Here is an 18,642-nt window from a genome sequence, read left to right on the forward strand (position 1 = left end):
GCCGCGACCAGGGCAGCCGGGGCAGCCGGGGCGTCAGCGTCCGGGCGGGCCCGCCGGGCGGGCGATCGTCGTGCGCAGCGCCGTGACCGCGGGGCCGCCTGGGACCGACGAGAACCCGAAGCGGACCGGCGGGACGGTCGGCAGCAGATCTCCGAGCGGCGCCCCGTCCCAGGAGCCGGTGACCGCCTCGACGCGGTGCTGCCCGGTGGCCCCGTACCACTCGCGGCGCCCGCCCCCGGCGCTGCCGACGGTCCGCACACCGGGGAGGACGAGCGAGGCGACCGGGCTCACCAGGCCGGCGAAGCGGTGCGATCGTGCGATCGTCCGGGGCACGAGGGACAGCAGGAGCCCGACGCCGGTGCGGCCGGCGACCGTGACCTCAGCGGTCAGCGGGCCGGCGCTGACGCGCCACCGGCGCTCCGCCACGTCGCACGACACGCGCACCGGGGTGACGACGACGTCGTCGAAGACGTACGTCGCCGCGACCTCGTCGGCCACCTGCTGCGACGGCGCGAGCAGGGTGCGCCGCCCGGAGGCGTCCTCCGTCATGACGTCCGCGAACCGCCCCCAGGGCGAGCGCAGCCACCGGCCGACGACGACGCGGCGCCCGTCGCCGGTCGCGAACCCCAGGATGTGTCCTTCGTAGCGATCGAGCACGACCCAGTGTCACTGGTCCCGGACGCGGGTGCCGGACGCAGGTCGCGCGTCACGGGTCGCGCACCGCCGGTCAGGCGAGGGCGGCGGCGTCACGGGCCGGTCGCAGGGCGCCGGTCGCGCGTCACGGGCGCCGGTCACTGGCGCGCTTTGCGGGTCGCGCACCGCCGGTCACGCGAGGGCGGCGCGGACGAGCCAGCGGGCCACGCCAGCCAGCTGCTCCCGGTCGACCGGTTCGCTCGCGAGCGCGCCCGCGATGCGCTCGAACAGCACGCCGTCGACGGCGGCGACGAGCCAGCGGGCGCGCACGTGCGGGTCGGGCGCGCCCAGGTCGGCCAGCACGCCGCCGAGCGCCGTGCGGATCGCCGCGCCGCCGTCGTGCAGGGAGCGGGCGAGGTCCGGGCGGCGCAGCGCCTCGAGGAAGAGCTCGTAGCGACCGAGCTGGCGGGTCCGCTCGGTCGTGGCCCACCGGAGCAGGACGTCCGTGAGGGCCGCGGCGAGCGCTGCCTCGTCGCCCACGCGGAGCAGCGGGGCGAGCGCGGCGATCTCGGCCTCGTCCTGCCGCACGAGGTCCGCGAGGCACGCCTCGAGCAGCGCGGCCCGCGACCGGTAGTAGTACGACGTCGACCCGGCCGGCAGGCCCGCGGTCCGGTCCACCGCGCGGTGGGTCAGCCCGCGCGCACCCTCGGCGGCGAGGACCTCGAGCGCTGCGCCGGCGATCTGCCGGCGTCGGTCGGTCTCCACAGCCGGTGACTCTACCGACGTAGAGTTGCCAAGCGTTCCTCTACATCCGTAGAGTTGCGACGTGCCGACCCCCTCGCCGTCCCCGTCGCCGTCCTCGTCCCTCTCCCCGTCGCCGTCCTCGTCCTCATCCCTCTCCCCGTCGCCGTCCTCGTCCTCATCCCTCTCCCCGTCGCCGTCCTCCTCCCTCTTCCCGTCCTCGCCCCTCTCCCCGTCGCCGTCCTCGTCCCGCTCCCCGTCCCCGCGCCGCGCCGTCGTCGTCGGCGCCGGGATCGGCGGCCTCGCCGCGGCGGTGGCGCTGCGCCGCACCCGGTGGGCGGTCACCGTCCACGAGCGGGCGCCGTCGCTCGACCCGCTCGGCGCGGGCCTCGTCCTGTGGCCGAACGCCGTGCACGCGCTCGACGCGATCGGCCTGGGCGGCGCGGTCCGGGAGTCGGCCCTCGTGCTCGGGGAGTCGGCGCTGCGCCGCCCGGACGGCCGGTTCCTCTCGCGGACCGACGGCGCACGGATCAGCGCCCGCCATGGCGCACCGCTGCTGGGGATCCGACGGAGCGACCTGCACGCGCTCCTCACGGACGCCGTCGGCGCCGAAGCGCTCCGGCTCGGCTCCGAGGTCCACGACCCTGCGGCGCTCGCCGCGGACCACGACCTGCTCGTCGGGGCCGACGGCCTCCGGTCACGCGTGCGCGCCGCGGGGTGGCCCGGCGCGCAGGCCGCCTACGCGGGCTACACCGCCTGGCGCGCCGTCGTCCGTGCCGACGTACCCGTGACCGGGATGAGCGAGACGTGGGGCCGCGACGAGCGGTTCGGGATCGTGCCCATGCCGGGCGGCTGGGTCTACGTCTTCGCGACGGCGACGGTCGGGCCCGGCCTCCGCGCGGGCGACGGCGCGGCCGAGCTCGCCGAGCTGCGACGACGGTTCGGCCGGTGGCACGCGCCGATCCCCGCGCTGCTCGACGCGCTCGAGCCGGACGCCGTCCTGCGCCACGACGTCGACGCGCTGCCGCGGGTACCCGCACGGCTGCACCACGGCACCACCGCGCTCCTCGGCGATGCCGCGCACGCGATGCAGCCGAACCTCGGCCAGGGCGCGTGCCTCGCGATCGAGGACGCGGTGGTGCTCGCCCACACGCTCGCCGACGGGGCACCGGTCGAGCGTGCGCTCGAGCACTACTCAGCCCTGAGGCGTCCGCGGGCAGTCGCCCTGAGCAGGGCGTCCGCGGGCATCGGACGGGTCACGCAGGGCGTCGGCCCGGTGGGCGCGGCGATGCGCGACGCGGCGGTGCGCCTGACACCGCCGCGCCTGGTGCTGCGCGGCTCGGACCGCGCGGCCGGCTGGTCGCCGCCGGCGCTGCCGTCACCCGTGTGAGCACGGGCGGGAGCCTGGCCCGTCACGACCCGGCTCACGATCCGGCTCACGACCGGCTCACGACCGTGAGCGGTCAGGTGTCCGCGCGGCGCCACTGCGCGAGGCGCTCGCGGCTGCGCACCACCCGCAGCAGCGTGGTGAGCACGAGCCCGCCGACGAGGTTGCCGAGCACGACCCAGCCGAACCACGGCAGCCAGACGCCGAGCGAGGCGCCCGGCTCACCGGCGTGCACCGCGACGAACACGATGAGGGTGTCGAGCACCGAGTGGAGGAGCCCGGCACCGACGATGACGAAGGCGATCGCCACCGCGGCGACGACCTTGGCGACGTCGTCGTCGGTGCCGTTCTGCATGCGGGTCAGCAGGGTGATGGCCGCCCCGGCGAGCACCGCGAGCGCGAAGCCCTCGAGGTCGAGCGGACGGTCGGTGAACTCGCGTGTCAGGTCGCCCGCCGTGCCGTGCAGGTCGGGCAGCGCCACGGCGACGAGCCAGGCGAGCACCCAGCCGCCCACGAGGTTGCCGAGCAGGGTGCCGCCCCACAGCCGCAGCAGGTGCGTCCAGCGCGCCTCCCCCGCGACCACCACCATGACCGGGACGTGGAAGCCCTCGGTGAAGAGCTCGCTGTGGCCCAGCCGCAGGGCGATCAGCCCGATCGAGAACGCGAGCGCTCCGAGCAGCATGCTGTCGGTCTCGTGCACCACGACGAGCAGGGCGAGGACGCCCATGCCGACCTCGAGGCCCGCGACGGCGCCCGACGCGAGCAGGTCCGGCGTGCTGCGGTAGAGCCGCGGCCGCCCCTCGAGGATGACCCGGTCGAGCGCCTCGTCCTTCTCCTCGGTGGTGCTCGGCTCGTCCGTCCGCTCCTCGGGCGTGGACGCCTCGCCCGCCGGCTGCTCCATGTCGCCCTCGCCGTCACCCTCGCCGTCCGCGCGACCGGGAGCCGCGACACCGCCACCCTGCCTCAGCGCTCGCTGAACCGCTACGCGACGACGTGGCGTCGATCCGTCGGGCAGCCAGCCGTGCGGCTGCGCCGCCCGAGCCCGGCGGTGGACCTCGGCTTGCCGAGCAGGAAGGGTGATGCCATGACGTCGCTCACGAGAGCCCCGCGGGTCGCCATCGCCGCGGCGATCTGCCTGGGCGCCTACCTGACCTGCTCGGTCCAGCGGGCCCTGACGTACGGCCGGCTCATGGTGGGGGAGGACTTCCGCACCACGACCGGCCTCGAGACCGCGCTCGGGTGGCTCGCGGCCCTGCTCGCCGTGCTGAGCGCCGCGCTCTGGGCAGTCGCGCGCCGTCCGGGTGGCCCGCGACTCACGCGGAGTCCCGACCGGGCGCGCCGCGCGGGCTGGAGCGCGGTCGGGCTCGCGACGTGTCATGCGGTCGCCGTCGTGCAGTGGTACCTGGTGATCGACGCTGCGAGCAGCGATCCCGACCGCTTCTCACGCGATCCCACGCTCCTGGAGCACGCGATGCTCGCCGGTTGGGTCACCTTTGCCGCGGCAGCCCTCGTCCTTCGTCGCCGCGCATCCCATCCACGGCCGGCGCCCTTCTCCCGCACTGCGGCGGCTGAGCCGGTGTGACCGGACGATCGGGATCACATCGGACGACCTTGAGCACTCCTGCCATGCTCTGACCGTGGACACGTTCGACGAGATCGCCGACGAGCGGCGAGCGCTCGCCGACCAGCTGGCGAGCCTGACCCCGGAGCAGCAGGCCACGCGGAGCCTGTGCGATGCCTGGACCGTCCACGACGTCGCAGCCCACCTCGTCATGCCCCTCGAGGTGAGCGTCCCGAGGGTCGTGCTGGCCGTGCTCCTGGCCGGTGGACGCTTCGACCGGGCGAACGAGCGGGTGACCCGGGGCCTCGCCCGGCGCTCGTTCGCCGAGATCGTGGAGGTGCTGGACCGCAAGGCCCACTCCCGGTTCACCCCGCCGGGGTCGGGACCGGAGGCGCCGCTCGTCGACGTGCTCGTGCACGGCCTCGACATCCGCTGGCCCTTGCAGCTGCACCGCGACGTGCCGGAGCCCCGGCTGCGGAAGGCGCTGACGTTCCTCATGACGGCCCCCTCGGGCCTGGTGCCCACCGGCGCCCTCGCCGGTCTGCGACTCGAGGCGACGGACATCGACTGGGCGCATGGGGACGGGCCCGTGGTGAGCGGCGCGGCACCGGCGCTCCTGCTGGCGAGCACCGGGAGGGCCGCGGGCCTCGACGCCCTCACCGGCGAGGGCGTCGCCGTCCTGCGCGGTCGGCTCGGGCCGGGCTGAGGTCCCCGCCCGTGACGACCGCCCCGCTGGAGCACTACGACACCCTGCCGCCCATCGCGACCGCCGAGCTGCGCGGGCTGTGGCGCGGCTCGGGCGTGCCAACGGGGCACCCGCTCGACGGCGCGCTCGAGCGGCTGGGTTGGTTCGGCAAGCGCTTCGACGACGAGGACCGGGTGCACCCGCTGGTCTTCCGCGCCGGGCACGGCCTGGTGAGCGTCCGCCCCGGGCTCGTGCCCCTCGGCCTCGTGCTCCGGGTCGCGCCCGCGCTGCGGACCGCCCCGGCGGCCGCCGCGTTCCGCGCCGTCCGGCCGCTGCTGACGACGCGTACGCCCCACGGCCGGCTGCGGGAGGTGCGGTTCCGGGGCGTCGTGTCCGCGGCGATCGTCTACGACGACCTGCCGATCATCGACGTCTTCCGCGCGGACGACGACGGCTCGGTGCTCGGCGCGATGGATGCGCGCGGCATGGCGCGGCCGTACCTGTTCCGCCTGCGCCGGGCCGTGGCGGCGAGACCTCACCCGGCCGACCCGACCGAGTGACGGCCTCCTACCCTCGGGCGGCCTCGATGGCGTCGAGGTCGCGCACGGCGTAGCGGTGGTGGTCCCACTCCTCCCCGAGGATCGTGTGCAGGCACGAGAGCGTCGTCTTGGCGCGCGCGGGCGCCCACGGGTTCTGCCGCGTCGCCCGCAGGTCCTCAGGCGTCGCCGCGGCGATGAAGTCCCGCACCATGGCCATGCGGCCGGCTCGGACCTCGAGGACCTCGGCCCACGTCGGCGCCTCGGCCGAGAACACCGACATGTCGTAGCCATCGGTCTCGTACTCGCCGTGCGGCTGGCCGATCGGGTGGTACGGCTGCTCGACCTCGAGGATCGCCTTGCGCAACCACGTGTCGGTCGCCATGACGAGATGCCGCAGCGTCTGGGCGAACGACCACTCACCGGCGACCGACACGTCGACCGTCCCGGGCGGCAGGGCCGCGACACGGTCGAGCGTCGCCGCCCACGTGCCCTCGAGCGCGGACCAGGCCGAGCGGAGGCCCTCGGGGTCGCCGGCACGGCGCTCGGACCGGCCCGGGAAGCGGCGGTTCAGCTCCTCCTCGACGAAAGGGGCGACGTCCACGCCGTTGACGAGCAGGACGCTCCGGCCGTCGGTGATCCACGGTGAGTCGAGGTCCGCGCCTGCGAGGTCGGCGCCGCGCACGACGACGTCGGACAGGTCGGACCCGACGAAGCGCGCGCCCCGGAGGTTCACGCCGGTGAACTCGGCTCCCTGCAGGTCGTCGGTGCGGTCGAAGCTCGACATGGCGTCCCCCACGAGTCGATGGTCCGGGCGTTGGCGACGCTATCCCGCACCGCTGACACGGCGAGAGGGCGGCATCCGTCGCGGGTCGGGGGCGGTGCCGTACCTACTCGGGGGGCCCGGGCTCGTCGAAGCAGGGCGCTGTGGGCACGGCCGGAGAGTCACCGGCGAGGAGCACATCCAGGAGCGGTCCGAGCGCCGCGCACTGCTCGTCCGTGAGCCGGTCGAGGACCATGCTGCGCTCGGCGATGCGCTCGGTGATCCGGTCCCTCACGTCGCGCCCGCTCGGCGTCAGCCGCAGCAGCTTCACGCGCCGGTCGACCCCAGGCACACGCTCGATGAGGCCCCGCTCCTCCAGGCCGTCCGCGAGGTTCGTGACGTACGAACGGTCGCACCCCAGCCGCTCGGCGAGGTCGCGCATCGGCGCCGGCTCGTCCAGCTCCAGGACCGCACGCCCGAGCGGGGGCGGGATGTCCAGCGCGCTGACGATCTCGCCGAAGTCGGCCTTCACGCGCTCCGCGGTCTGGATGATCCCGCGCGAGAGCCGGCGCGCCTGCGCGAAGCGCTCGGGGGACGTGGCCATGCGGCGATCGTATCCGGTTGGCGGTCGATGGTTGAGCCGGTCAACCGTTCTGCGCTAGCCTGACATTGCTTGACTCGCTCAACCATTGGCCGGTCCACCGTCGCGCACGAGGAGTCACCATGTCCACCACCACCGCCGCCATCGCCGTCCCGACGTCGCGCGTCATCACGCCCGCTCGCACCGCCCTCGCGGCGGGCGCTGCGCTCGTCGTCAACCTCGTGATCTTCTTCGTCGCGCAGGCCCTCGGCGCGACCTTCGACGTCGGCTCGCCCCAGCCGGTCAGCGCGCTCGTGGTCGGTCTCTTCTCGGTCGTCCCGCTCGCGCTCGCGGCCGTCGTGGTCGCCCTGGTCGCCCGTCGCCGCCCCGGCTTCCAGCGCTTCGCGGCGTGGGCCGGCCTCGCGGTCGCCCTCCTCACGGTCGCCGCCCCGTTCACGGCGTCGGACGACCTCACGACGGCGATCGCCCTCGGCGCGATGCACGTCGTCGTCGGGTTCGCCTGGTTCGCCGCGACGGCGCCCACCGCTCCGCGCGCCACGGCCCCGCGGGTCTGACCCTCGCCGGGCCTCGCGTACGACGAGAGCTCCGCTCCCTCGCCTACGACGAGGGCTCCGCGCCCTCCCACGGGTAGCCGTGCGCGACGAACGCGTCGCGCACGGCGGCCGCGTCGCCCTCGACGTCGTCGGCGAAGAGCTGACGGCCCTGGGCGTTCTCGATCACGATCTTCGAGCCGCGGCGGTGCACGCCGTCGACCTGCTCGCGGCGGATCACGCGCTCCACCTCGCCGCGCCGCAGCACCCGGACACGGTCGTCCGCGACGACGAGCACCGCGGTGCCCTGGACGATCCAGACCGCGGCTGCCAGCCCGACCACCGCCCCGATGAGGGGCCAGCCCCAGGTCAGCCACGAGCCCTCGATGGACCCGAGCAGGCGCAGCGGACCCTGGAAAGGCACCCACGGGAGCTCCGCCGCCCATCGCGCGAGGTACGGCAGACCGAGGCCCAGCAAGCCACCCCCGAGCGTCAGCAGCGCGAGCACGAAGCCTCGCCCCCCGGCGTCGAACCCGCCGACGCGCGTCTCCCCCGGACCGTCCCCCTCGGTGCCCATGGCGGGGAGGCTAGCGCGGACCCCCGCGCCGACGGCACCGCCCGTCGGCCGGGACCTCGAGACCGATCCGTGTCGGCGGCCGGTCGTACGTTCGGCGTGCAGAGCCGACCACAGGGAGGGCCGAGAGCATGACCACCATCGTCGAGAACCCGATCCTCGTCACGGGCGGGACCGGCACGATCGGCCGCCGCGTGGTGGCGCAGCTGCGGGTCGCCGGCCACGCGGTCCGTGCGGCGAGCCGGCGCACCGACCCTCCGTTCGACTGGGGCGACCCGGGGACCTGGGCCGGGGCGCTCGACGGCGTCGAGCGGATGTACCTGCTGCTCCCCGACGAGACGCCCCTGCCCGACGGGTTCCTCGACGCCGCGGAGGGCGCCGGCGTGCGACGGGTCGTCCTGCAGTCCGACCGGGGCGTCGAGGTGAGGGGCGCACCGCACGTCGAGGGCGCCGAGCGGGCCGTCCGCGCCACGGCGCTCGACAGGACGGTGGTCCGGCCCGACTGGTTCGCGCAGGACTTCGAGACCTTCTTCCGCGAACCCGTGGTGTCCGGTCGGCTCTGCCTGCCGGTCGGCGACGCGCGCCAGGGCTTCGTGGACGGCGACGACATCGCCGCCGTAGGGGTCCGCGCCCTGACGACCGACGGCCACCTCGGCGAGACGCTCGAGCTGACCGGCCCGGCCGCGTTCTCGTTCCGGGAGGCGTGCTCGCTGATCGCCGCGGCGACGGGGCGACCGGTCGAGTTCGACGGGACGCCCGAGGGGTACCGCTCCGAGATGCGCGCGGCCGGCCTGCCGGACGAGGTGGTCGAGTCGCTGGTCGAGAGGTTCGGCCGTCTCGCCGCGCGCGGCGACACGGTGCCGACCGGTGCGGTCGAGGCCGTCGTCGGCCGGCCGGCTCGGCCCTTCGCCGACTACGTCGCCGACGCTGCCGCGCGCGGCGCCTGGGGCGCGACGTCGGCGTACGGTCCCTGACATGGCGACGTTCACGGACGACGACGACCTCCGGGGCGCCGCGTTCGTCCGCGCGGACCTGCGTGGCGCCTCGTTCCGAGCGAGCAACCTCGCGGGCGTCCGGATGCGCGGCGTCGACCTCACGGGCGCGGACCTCGACGGTTTCGTGGAGGGCCTGCGCATCGCCGGCGTGGAGGTCGCGCCGCTGGTCCGCGCCGAGCTGGATCGACGGCACCCCGAGCGCGCGGTGCTCTCGGCCACGACCCCGGAGGAGCTGCGGTCCGGCTGGGCGGGGCTCGAACGCCTCTGGGCGACGACCGTCGAGCGGGTGCGCTCGATGCCGCCCGGCACGCCCGAGGTGAGCGTGGACGGGGAGTTCTCGTTCTCGCAGACGCTGCGCCACCTCGTGCTCGCGACCGACGGCTGGGTCCGCGGCGCGATCCTCGGCGAGGCGCGCCCGTTCCACCCGCTGGGCGTCCTGTTCTGGGAGGCGCAGGGGCACGAGGAGCACTTCGGCCTCGTGCCGCTCGACGCGGACGTGCCGTTCGACGAGGTCCTCCAGGTCCGCGCCGGGCGCGTGGCGATGGTGCGTGCGTTCCTCGCCGACGTGACCGAGGAGCAGCTCGCCGCCGTGTGCGGAGCCGCCGTGTGGGACGACGCGCCGAACGCCGCCTCGATGACCGTCCTCGACTGCCTGCGGGTCGTCGTCGACGAGGAGTGGAACCACCACCGTTACGCGGTGCGTGACCTCGACGAGATCGACGCGCGCGGCCTGGCACGCGGCGAGCGGGCTGACGACTCGCTGGCTGACCCGACCCCTGGCTGACGCGACCCTCGCCGCCATCGGCCCTGGCCCTGGCCCCGGCCCTGACCCACCGACCTACACTCGCCGCATGGCGGCCACCGAGACCCGGCTCCTCGTGCTGGGTGCCGTGCGCCTCTTCGAGCCGGTCAACGGCTACCAGATCCGGCGCGAGCTGCTCTCGTGGGGCGTCGACGAGTGGGCGCACGTGCTCCCGGGCTCGATCTACTCGAGCCTCGCGACCCTCACCAAGCAGGGCCACCTCGTGCGTCAGGACGTCGAGGACGGCGGCCGCACGGTCGCGGTGTACGCCACCACCTCGTCCGGGCGCGACGAGCTGGACCGGCTCTTCGGCCACGCGCTGACCACGGTCGACCCGCTGGACCCGCTGCCCGTGCACACGGCGATGAGCATGTGCTCGCTGTTCCCCCGCGACGTGGTCGCGGCGCACCTCGAGACGCGCGCCGGCCGTCTCGACCTCCACCTCGCGGACCTGCGCGCCAAGCACGCGGCGACGGCGGGTGGCGCCTCCCCGCCGCACGTGGCCCACGTGCTCGAGCTCCGGCTCGGCATCGCGGAGCTGGAGCGGACGTGGGTGCGAGACCTGGTCGACGTCGTGCGCCGGGGCGGCCTGAGCTTCGCCGGCGAGCCGATGAGCTGGCAGCCTGCGGCCGACGACCCGGGCTGGCAGATGGCGGCGGACCGGGACCGGTACCTCACCCTGCTGCGGTCGCGCACCGGCTGAGGCCGCACCGCCCGTCCGTGTCGGACCCCTGCGGGATGCTCGGGAACCGATGAGTTCGGTGCACGCGACCGGTCTGATCCCGTGCGCGTACAAGCGTTGACGTGGCACGTCCACGCCACCAGCATGGTCGCTGTTCAAGTTTGAACACATGATGAGGGAGCCGCATGATCGAGGCACGAGGGCTGGTCCAGACGTTCCAGACCCGGCAGGGCAAGCAGAAGACCGAGGTGCGCGCCGTCGACGGCGTCGACCTCGACGTCGCCGAGGGCGAGGTGGTCGGCTTCCTCGGTCCCAACGGCGCCGGCAAGACGACGACCCTGCGGATGCTGACGACGCTCCTGCGGCCGACGGCCGGGACCGCGCGGGTCGCGGGCTACGACGTCGTCCACGAGTCCGTGCAGGTGCGCCGCAGCATCGGCTACGTCTCCCAGGCGGGAGGCGCCTTCAGCGGTGCGCGCGCCGGGGACGAGGTGGTCGACCACGGCATGCTCTACGGCCTGCAGCGCCCGGTGGTGGAGGCGCGGGGCAAGGAGCTGTTCGAGCAGATGGACCTCCCCGGGCTGTGGACGCGCATGCCGAAGAACATGTCCGGCGGTCAGAAGCGCCGGCTCGACATCGTCATGGGTCTGATCCACGAGCCGCAGCTCGTCTTCCTCGACGAGCCGACCACGGGCCTGGACCCGCAGGCGCGCGCCAACCTCTGGGAGCACATCCGCGGGCTGCGGGACCGGCTCGGCGTGACGGTGCTGCTCACCACGCACTACCTGGACGAGGCCGACGCGCTGTCGGACCGGATCGTCATCATCGACCGCGGCCGGATCGTCGCGTCGGACACGGCCGACAACCTCAAGGCCCAGGTCGCGGGCGACCTGGTGGACCTCGAGCTCGTGGACGCGACCCTCGCCTCGCGCGCGGCCGAGCGCCTCGCGACGCTCACGGCGGGTCGCGACGAGGTCGAGGTCGACGGGCGTCACGTGCGCGCCCGGGTCCCCCGCGCGGGCAGGTCCTTGCAGGGGCTGCTCCGGGACCTCGACGCCGCGGGGATCGGCCTCGAGTCGATCGGCGTGCTGCGGCCGACGCTCGACGACGTCTTCCTCACGCTCACCGGGCGCAGCCTGCGCGACGCCGAGGCGGCGACCGAGGCCACGGGCGGCGCCGACCAGGGCGACGACCTCCAGCCGGTCAGCGCGGGCGCGACCACCGGCGCGCCGACCACGACCCCCACGACGCGAGGAGCGGACCGATGACCAGCACGACCACCCCGACGCGCGCTTCCGCGGCGGCGGGCGCCCTGGTGCCCGGCGGGACGCCGTCGTCCTTCTTCCGCGAGAGCTTCATCGTGTTCCGCCGCCAGCTGCGGATGAACCTGCGCAACCCGGCGTGGGTGATCATCGGGATGCTGCAGCCGATCCTCTACCTGCTGCTCTTCGGCCCCCTGCTCGAGCCGCTCATCGGGCAGTTCGGCGCGACCAACGCCTACACGTTCTTCGTGCCAGGCATGCTCGTCCAGCTCGGCGTCTTCGGCGCCTTCTTCGCGGGGTTCAGCCTCATCGGCGAGTGGCGCGAGGGCGTCATCGAGGCCGAGCGCGTCACGCCGGCGAGCCGCACGGCCCTGCTGGTCGGGCGCCTGTACCGCGACCTGCTCCAGCTCTTCGTGCAGGCGCTCATCCTCGTCGGCCTGGGCTACGCGCTCGGGATGGTCGCGTCGGGCACGGGCATCGTGCTCGGCGTCGTCATCACGCTCCTGCTGGGCGGCGCCTGCGCGGCGGCGTCGAACGCGCTCGCGCTCACGACGAAGTCCGAGGACGTCATGGCCCCGGTCATCAACATGGTGATGATGCCCGTGCTGCTCCTCTCCGGGATCCTGCTGCCGATGACGATCGGCCCGGAGTGGCTCCAGCGCGCGAGCGACTTCATGCCGATCCGGCACGTCGTCGACGCCGTCCGGGCGTCGTTCGCGGGCGACTTCGCGAGCTCCGGCCTCGTATGGGGCGCGGCGTGGTCCGTGGTGATGTTCGTGCTGGCCGTGTGGTGGGGCACCGCGACGTTCCGTCGCGAGAACGCCTGACCTCCAGCCCGACCGTCGGTCAGCGCCGGCGCCCGAACCAGCCCTTGCGAGCCGAGGGCTCCTCGGGCGCCGGCGCGGGCGGTCCGGCGCCGGCCGGGTAGCCGACCGCCGGAGGGCCGCGCCGCTCTCCCTGTCGGCACCGCGGTCCCTGGAGTCGGCGCACGGGCACCGCGCGGTCCCTGGAGTCGGCGCACGGCCATCGCGCGGTCCCTAGAGTCGGGGCATGGGGACCGCCCGCTCCGCGCCGCCGTGGCGCGTGCGCCTCCCCGAGCGCGCCGCGCCGTTCGTCGGGGCGGCGATGGTGGGCCTCGGCGTCGCGCTGCTCGCGCGGGCGAACGCCTCCGTCGCCGTCGTCGTGCTCCTCGTCGCGGCGGGACTCGTGCTCGCGGGGATCGCGCGGCTCGTCCGAGCGGCGCACGACACCGGGACGGCGGCACAACCGTCGCAGCGGCGCATCCAGGTCGCCTCGGGGCTCGTGCTCGTCGCGGCGGGCGTGCTCGCGGTGGCGTGGTCGAGCGCCACCGTGCGCGTGCTCGTGCTGCTGCTCGCCCTCGGCCTGGCCGCCGCGGGCGTCGCCGAGCTCACGGGGAGCCGCCGCGACGACCGGGCCACCGCCGTCCCGCTCGGCCTCGCCTCGCTCGCGCTCGCCGCCGTCGTGCTCGTGTGGCCGCGGCTCTCGCTCTGGGCGGTCGGCGTGGCGTTCGGCGCGTGGCTCGTCCTGACCGGCCTGCACGCCGTGCTCGGGGCCGTCCTGCGCCGGGCGCCGCGCCGTCGTCGGCCACGACGGTGGGTGCAGCTGGCCGGCGCCGCCGTCGCGCTCGTCGTGTCGCTCGGCCTCCTGGCCGGGAGCGTCGCTGTGCACCGCGGCGACGTCCGGGTCGCCCCCGACGGCTTCTACACACCGCCGCTCAGCGTGCCCGACGAGGCGGGCGCGCTCCTGCGGAGCGAGCCGCTCACCACCGGCGTGCCCGACGGCGCGCGGGCCTGGCGCATCCTCTTCACGACGACCGACGGCGACGGCCACCCCGCGATCTCGAGCGGCACGGTCCTCGCGCCCGAGGTGCCGGGAGACACGGCCGCGCCCGTGATCGCCGTCGCCCACGGCACGACGGGCGTGACGCCGCGGTGCGCGCCGTCGATGTCCGAGCGTCCGTTCGCCGACGGCGCCGGCACGGCGCTCGAGCGGATGGTCGCGGACGGCTGGGTCGGCATCGTGCCCGACTACGTCGGGCTGGGGACGGCCGGGCCGCACCCCTACCTCGTCGGCCCGGACACCGCGCACGCCGTGCTCGACGGGGTGAGGGCGGCGCGCAGGCTCGACCTCGACCTGACCGACGACGTCGTCGTGTGGGGCCACTCCCAGGGCGGGCACGCCGCGCTGTGGACGGGCATGGTCGCGGAGGACTACGCGCCCGACGTCCCGCTGCTCGGGGTGGCAGCACTCGCCCCGGCGACGGACCTGGAGGCGCTCGCGGAGGGCGTGCGGTCCGAGGCGATCGGCAAGCTCGTCTCGGCGTACATCGCGGCGTCGTGGGCGGAGGTGTACCCGTCGCTCGAGCTGCGCGAGATCGTCACGCCCGGCTACCTGCCGCTCGTCCGGCGGATCGAGGACCTGTGCTTCACGGGGCGCGACGTCGTCGCCGCCCTGGCGACCGCGTCGCAGATGACCGACGAGGTCATCCGGGAGGGGACGTTCGACGGCGAGGTCGGCGAGCTGCTGCGGGCCAACAGCCCGGACGGCGACGTCCCGGTCCCGGTGCTCCTCGCCCAGGGCACGACCGACCCGCTGATCCTGCCGGGGCAGCAGCGTGCGTTCGTCGCGGCCCGGTGCGCCGCCGGCCAGCCGCTCGACTACCGCGAGTACGACGGCCTGGACCATCTCACGCTCGTCGCGGCGGAGTCCCCGCTGACCGAGGAGCTCATGGCGTGGACCGAGGCCCGGAGGGCCGGCGAGCCCGCCGCGAGCACCTGTCCGTGACCGGCCGGCGGCGCGCCGAGACTGTGGTGCGGGTGCGTCGTCGTCGGGCAGCATGCGGGCATGGCTCCTGAGCTGCCCGAGCTGGTCGTGCCCGACGCCGTCGCGTGGCGCGCCTGGCTGGAGGCCAACCACGACACGGCCGACGGCGTCTGGCTCGCCCTGACGAAGAAGGGCGGCACCACCACCACGCTCACCTACGAGCAGGCGGTGCTCGAGAGCCTGTGCTTCGGGTGGATCGACGGCCAGGCCCGCTCGCGCGACGCCGGGACGTCGTTCCAGCGCATGACGCCGCGGCGCGCGCGGTCGCGCTGGTCCGCGCTGAACGTCAAGCGCGTCGGGCAGCTCGAGGCCGAGGGCCGGATGACGGAGGCCGGCCGCGCCCAGGTCCGCGCCGCCCAGGCCGACGGCCGCTGGGACGCCGCGTACGAGGGGCCCGCCACGATCGCGGTGCCGCCCGACCTCCTCGAGGCGCTCGCCGCCGAACCGCGCGCGCAGGCGTGGTGGGACGTCCTCACGTCGGCCAACCGGTTCGCGATCCTCCTGCGCATCGACTCGGTGAAGCGCGCCGAGACGCGCGAGCGCAAGATCCGCGAGTTCGTCGCCGCGCTCGCGGACGGTCGCACCCCGTACCCGCAGAAGCGCAGGCCCGACGGCGCCTGACGGCCGCGGGCCGAAGGCCTCGGCCCCGGCTCCCGGACGGTCGACCTACCGGCGCCCCCGCTCGACCACGGGCCGACCCGCCGACCCGCCGACCCGCCGGTCTCGCACCACTCCTCACCCACGGCGGTCCTCGGCCGATGGGCACCCGGGGCGGCGTCGGTCCGTCCGGGAACGGGAGCACCCATGGCACGGCGGCAGCGGTCCGAGGCGGAGACCCAGGTGGCCGAGCTGCTGCGCACCGCGCGCGAGGCGCTCGGCCTCAGCGTCTCGTTCATGACCCGCCTCGAGGGCGACACCCAGCACATGGAGGTCATCGACACCTCGCTCCCGTTCTGGCTCCGCGAGGGTGCGAAGCAGCGGCGGGAGACGACGCTCTGCCAGGCGATCCTCGACGGCGACCTCCCGCAGGCCGTGCCCGACCTGCGCAAGCACCCTGCGGCCATGCGCCTGCCGGCCGCGCGGCTCGGACACTTCCGCAGCTACGTCTCGGTCCCCGTGACGCTGAGCGACGGACGGCTCTACGGCACCTTCTGCGCCGCGGGCCTCACCCCGGACCGCGAGCTGTCCTCGCGCGACGCCGCCCTGCTCACGGTCCTCGCGTCAGCGGCCGCCATGATCATCGAGCCCGGCGTGCTCGAGCGCGAGCGCCGCGAGGCCATCGAGGACCGCCTCGTCCCGATGATGCGTGCGGGCGGCCCGACCGTCGTGCTGCAGCCCGTCGTCGACCTCGTGACGGGCATGCGCACCGGCGCGGAGGCGCTGAGCCGCTTCCCCGTGGCGTGGCAGGTCACGCCCGACGTCGTCTTCGCGGAGGCCCACCACGTCGGGCTCGGCGACCGCCTCGAGCTGCTCGCTCTCGAGCGCGCGGCGGACGAGCTGGACCGGATCGACGGTCACCTCGCTCTCAACGTCTCGCCCGGGACGCTGCTCACGCGCGAGTGCGCGCGCTTCCTCGATCGCCTGCCGCTCGACCGCGTGGTCCTCGAGCTCTCCGAGCACGACCCGGTCGAGGACTACGACGCCCTGCGGGGTGCGCTCGCGCGGCCCCGGGCGGCCGGCATGCGGCTCGCGATCGACGACGTCGGCGCCGGCTTCGCCTCGCTGCGGCACATCGTGCTGTGCGCGCCGGACGTCATCAAGCTCGACCGGAGCATCGTCGACGGCCTCAGCGCGGACCCCGTGCTGCACACGCTCGTCGGTGCGCTGGTGACCTTCGCGCACGGCAACGGCACGGGCGTGGTCGCCGAGGGCGTCGAGACCGCGGACGACGTCGCGGCGCTGCGCGGCCTCGGCGTCGACGAGGCCCAGGGCTGGTTCTTCGGACGCCCGGGCCCCGCCGAGGCGCTCGGTCCGGTGGGTCCGCGGGTGCCGGCGCAGCGCACCGCCTCGGTCTGAAGGGCGACGTCCCGACAACTCTTCCCGACCTGTCGATTTCCCGGGCACTCGCGCGTCATGCTTCCGACGGGGCCGCAGGGGCGTCGTCCCGGACGGAGGAGGAGACCATGACGGCACAGGAGTACGTGGTGCTGCTGCACGGTGAGGAGACGTCGTGGCGTGAGGCCGACGAGGCCGCCCGCGTCGAGGCGTACGCCGAGCACGGCGAGTTCAGCCGGCTGTGCGCCGAGCGCGGCCACGAGATCGTGGGTGGCGCCGAGCTCAGGCTGAGCGACACGTCGATCGTCGTCCGCCGGCGCGACGGCGACGTGCAGGTCACCGAGGGGCCGTTCACCGAGACCGTCGAGCAGCTCGGCGGCTTCTACCAGGTGCGGACGTCCGACGTGGCGGACCTCGCCCGGCTCTGCGGGATCCTCGTCGGGTCCGGCGCGGCCGAGATCCGGCCGGTCGTCCCGGAGGAGGAGCAGCCCGAGTCGGTCCGCGCCGAGCAGACGGCGGTCGCTCCGTGAAGTTCGTCGTCCTGCTCTACCAGGACGAGGCCGTGTGGCAGGACGCGACGCCCGAGGAGCAGGAGCGCTACCTCGCGGAGCACGACGCGTTCAGCGCGCGGGCGTCCGAGCACGGCTGCACCATCGTCGGCGGCGAGGCGCTCGTGGGCGTCGCGTCCGCGACCACGGTCCGCCGCCGTGGCGAGCAGCTGGACGTGACGGAGGGTCCTTTCGCGGAGACCACCGAGCAGCTCGGCGGCTTCTACGTCGTCGAGGCACCGGACCTCGACGCCGTCACCGAGAGCGTGCGGCTGCTGCCCGAGTACACCGTCGAGATCCGCCCGGTCGCGGACCTGGGCTGAGCAGCAGATGACCGACGGCGCGACGGCGCCGGCCCTGGAGCTCGCGTGGCGCGAGCACTGGGGCCGGCTCGTCGGCCTGCTCATCGGCCAGACGGCGCGTCCCGACCTCGCCGAGGACGCGGTCGCCGACGCGTTCGCCGCGGCGGCGCGGACGTGGCCGGTCTCGGGCGTGCCGACGTCGCCCGGCGCGTGGCTGCTCACGGCGGCGCGCCGTCGGGCGCTCGACGTCCTGCGGACCGAGGCCGTGCACCGGCGCAAGGAGCCGCTCATGGTGGTCGACGCCGGCCTCCGCGCGCAGGCGGCGACCGCGACGGACCCGGGCGCGCACGTCGCGGACGAGCGGCTGCGCCTCGTCTTCACGTGCTGCCACCCCGCCCTCGCGGCCGACGCGCGGGTGGTCCTCACGCTGCGGTTCGTCGTCGGCCTCGACGTGGCGGACATCGCGGCCCTCCTGCTGCTCCAGGAACCGACGGCGGCCGCCCGCCTGACGCGTGCGAAGAAGCGCCTCGCAGCAGCCGGCATCCCGTTCGTGACGCCACCGCCCGAGCGGCTCGACGAGCGCCTCGACGTGGTGGCGACCGTCGTCTACCTCGTCTTCACCGCGGGCTACCACCCCGGCCCGCGCGACCGTGGGCTGCGCGTGGACCTCGGTGACGAGGCGATCCGGCTGGCCCGGCTGCTCGACGCGCAGCTGCCGGGCCGTCCCGTCGTGCGCGCGCTGCTCGCGCTCATGCTGCTGCAGCACTCGCGCCGCGACGCCCGCACCGACGACGCCGGCGCGCTCGTGCTGCTGCCCGACCAGGACCGGTCGCGCTGGCACCACGACGAGGTGGCCGAGGCGGTCGCGCTGCTCGCCGGCCTGCCACCCGCGACGGGCCTCGCCGAGGAGTACCGGCTGCAGGCGCTCATCGCCGCCGAGCACGCGACGGCGGCGAGGGCGGCCGACACGCGCTGGACCGTCGTGGCCGAGCACTACGCCGCGCTCGAGGCGCACACCGGCTCGCCCGTGGTGCGCCTCGCCCGGGCCGTCGCGGTCGCGGAGGCGGCCGGTCCCGAGGCCGGCCTGAGGCTGCTGGACGGGATCGACGACGCGCTGCCGCACCACCACCGCCCGCCGGCCGTCCGCGGCGAGCTGCTCCTGCGCCTCGGCCGGCGCGAGGAGGCCGCGCAGGCCTTCGCC

The 18,642-nt window shown here is 75.3% G+C and carries 22 protein-coding genes; 16 read left to right on the plus strand and 6 right to left on the minus strand.

Annotated elements, in window-relative coordinates; all coding sequences use genetic code 11:
- Nucleotides 1-33 precede the first annotated feature (33 nt).
- On the minus strand, nt 34-657 hold the full coding sequence (locus tag ICW40_RS02625; RefSeq protein WP_221652279.1) for a hypothetical protein: 624 nt from the start codon (nt 655-657) through the stop codon (nt 34-36).
- A 168-nt stretch (nt 658-825) separates the two neighbouring features.
- A complete protein-coding gene (locus ICW40_RS21375) occupies nt 826-1,398 on the minus strand; it encodes a TetR/AcrR family transcriptional regulator (protein ID WP_221652280.1) in 573 nt (190 codons plus the stop codon).
- A gap of 61 nt (nt 1,399-1,459) precedes the next feature.
- On the opposite strand from ICW40_RS21375, the gene ICW40_RS21380 reads away from it, so the two are divergent.
- Nucleotides 1,460-2,764 (plus strand): FAD-dependent monooxygenase, encoded by a 1,305-nt coding sequence (locus ICW40_RS21380; protein ID WP_308121590.1) that lies wholly within the window; start codon nt 1,460-1,462, stop codon nt 2,762-2,764.
- A 73-nt stretch (nt 2,765-2,837) separates the two neighbouring features.
- Here ICW40_RS21380 and ICW40_RS02640 read toward each other — a convergent pair whose 3' ends face one another.
- Entirely contained in the window at nt 2,838-3,662 is an 825-nt protein-coding gene (locus ICW40_RS02640) for a formate/nitrite transporter family protein (RefSeq protein WP_221652282.1), read from the minus strand.
- Nucleotides 3,663-3,845: 183 nt separating this feature from the next.
- On the opposite strand from ICW40_RS02640, the gene ICW40_RS02645 reads away from it, so the two are divergent.
- From ICW40_RS02645 to ICW40_RS02655, 3 genes are read left to right on the plus strand one after another with little or no spacing between them, the layout of a single operon-like run.
- Nucleotides 3,846-4,343, plus strand: a complete 498-nt coding sequence (locus ICW40_RS02645; RefSeq protein WP_221652283.1) for a hypothetical protein — start codon at nt 3,846-3,848, stop codon at nt 4,341-4,343.
- Nucleotides 4,344-4,398: 55 nt separating this feature from the next.
- Nucleotides 4,399-5,028: a maleylpyruvate isomerase family mycothiol-dependent enzyme gene (locus ICW40_RS02650; protein WP_221652284.1), complete on the plus strand. Its 630-nt coding sequence runs from the start codon at nt 4,399-4,401 to the stop codon at nt 5,026-5,028.
- An 11-nt stretch (nt 5,029-5,039) separates the two neighbouring features.
- On the plus strand, nt 5,040-5,567 hold the full coding sequence (locus ICW40_RS02655; RefSeq protein WP_221652285.1) for a DUF4334 domain-containing protein: 528 nt from the start codon (nt 5,040-5,042) through the stop codon (nt 5,565-5,567).
- Between the two features lie 7 nt (nt 5,568-5,574).
- Here the strand turns inward: ICW40_RS02655 and ICW40_RS02660 are convergent, their stop codons facing one another.
- Both ICW40_RS02660 and ICW40_RS02665 read right to left on the minus strand, forming a co-directional pair.
- On the minus strand, nt 5,575-6,342 hold the full coding sequence (locus ICW40_RS02660; RefSeq protein ID WP_308121591.1) for a DinB family protein: 768 nt from the start codon (nt 6,340-6,342) through the stop codon (nt 5,575-5,577).
- Between the two features lie 91 nt (nt 6,343-6,433).
- Nucleotides 6,434-6,910, minus strand: coding sequence for a MarR family winged helix-turn-helix transcriptional regulator (locus ICW40_RS02665; protein ID WP_221652286.1), 477 nt, complete (start codon nt 6,908-6,910; stop codon nt 6,434-6,436).
- A 119-nt stretch (nt 6,911-7,029) separates the two neighbouring features.
- On the opposite strand from ICW40_RS02665, the gene ICW40_RS02670 reads away from it, so the two are divergent.
- Nucleotides 7,030-7,461, plus strand: coding sequence for a DUF6069 family protein (locus ICW40_RS02670; protein ID WP_221652287.1), 432 nt, complete (start codon nt 7,030-7,032; stop codon nt 7,459-7,461).
- 43 nt (nt 7,462-7,504) lie between these two features.
- Here the strand turns inward: ICW40_RS02670 and ICW40_RS02675 are convergent, their stop codons facing one another.
- Nucleotides 7,505-8,014 carry a YqeB family protein gene (locus tag ICW40_RS02675; RefSeq protein WP_221652288.1) on the minus strand — a complete coding sequence of 170 codons (510 nt, stop codon included), beginning with the start codon at nt 8,012-8,014 and terminating at the stop codon, nt 7,505-7,507.
- Nucleotides 8,015-8,142: 128 nt separating this feature from the next.
- Here ICW40_RS02675 and ICW40_RS02680 point away from each other — a divergent pair, with 128 nt between their 5' ends.
- The 11 genes from ICW40_RS02680 to ICW40_RS02730 form a co-directional block, all read left to right on the plus strand.
- A complete protein-coding gene (locus tag ICW40_RS02680) occupies nt 8,143-8,985 on the plus strand; it encodes an NmrA family NAD(P)-binding protein (protein WP_221652289.1) in 843 nt (280 codons plus the stop codon).
- 1 nt (nt 8,986) lies between these two features.
- Entirely contained in the window at nt 8,987-9,790 is an 804-nt protein-coding gene (locus ICW40_RS02685) for a DinB family protein (protein ID WP_221652290.1), read from the plus strand.
- Between the two features lie 67 nt (nt 9,791-9,857).
- Nucleotides 9,858-10,511, plus strand: a complete 654-nt coding sequence (locus ICW40_RS02690; protein ID WP_221652291.1) for a PadR family transcriptional regulator — start codon at nt 9,858-9,860, stop codon at nt 10,509-10,511.
- A gap of 164 nt (nt 10,512-10,675) precedes the next feature.
- The gene (locus ICW40_RS02695) at nt 10,676-11,758 is read left to right on the plus strand and encodes an ATP-binding cassette domain-containing protein (RefSeq protein ID WP_221652292.1); all 1,083 of its coding nucleotides are present in this window, start codon (nt 10,676-10,678) and stop codon (nt 11,756-11,758) included.
- Nucleotides 11,755-12,579 carry an ABC transporter permease gene (locus ICW40_RS02700; protein ID WP_221652293.1) on the plus strand — a complete coding sequence of 275 codons (825 nt, stop codon included), beginning with the start codon at nt 11,755-11,757 and terminating at the stop codon, nt 12,577-12,579. Before ICW40_RS02695 ends, ICW40_RS02700 begins: the two co-directional genes overlap by 4 nt.
- Nucleotides 12,580-12,802: 223 nt before the next feature.
- On the plus strand, nt 12,803-14,557 hold the full coding sequence (locus tag ICW40_RS02705) for a lipase family protein (protein WP_221652294.1): 1,755 nt from the start codon (nt 12,803-12,805) through the stop codon (nt 14,555-14,557).
- Between the two features lie 60 nt (nt 14,558-14,617).
- Nucleotides 14,618-15,217 carry a YdeI/OmpD-associated family protein gene (locus ICW40_RS02710; RefSeq protein WP_221652295.1) on the plus strand — a complete coding sequence of 200 codons (600 nt, stop codon included), beginning with the start codon at nt 14,618-14,620 and terminating at the stop codon, nt 15,215-15,217.
- A gap of 183 nt (nt 15,218-15,400) precedes the next feature.
- A complete protein-coding gene (locus tag ICW40_RS02715) occupies nt 15,401-16,612 on the plus strand; it encodes a sensor domain-containing phosphodiesterase (RefSeq protein ID WP_221652296.1) in 1,212 nt (403 codons plus the stop codon).
- Nucleotides 16,613-16,719: 107 nt separating this feature from the next.
- A complete protein-coding gene (locus ICW40_RS02720) occupies nt 16,720-17,121 on the plus strand; it encodes a YciI family protein (RefSeq protein WP_221652297.1) in 402 nt (133 codons plus the stop codon).
- Nucleotides 17,118-17,462, plus strand: a complete 345-nt coding sequence (locus ICW40_RS02725) for a YciI family protein (RefSeq protein ID WP_221652298.1) — start codon at nt 17,118-17,120, stop codon at nt 17,460-17,462. The genes ICW40_RS02720 and ICW40_RS02725 overlap by 4 nt, the downstream gene beginning before the upstream one ends.
- A 7-nt stretch (nt 17,463-17,469) precedes the next feature.
- The coding region (locus ICW40_RS02730) for an RNA polymerase sigma factor (protein WP_221652299.1) at nt 17,470-18,642 on the plus strand (1,173 nt) is incomplete at its 3' end.

It is taken from the genome of Actinotalea ferrariae, assembly GCF_019733465.1.
GTDB classification, from domain to species: Bacteria; Actinomycetota; Actinomycetes; order Actinomycetales; family Cellulomonadaceae; genus Actinotalea; species Actinotalea ferrariae_A.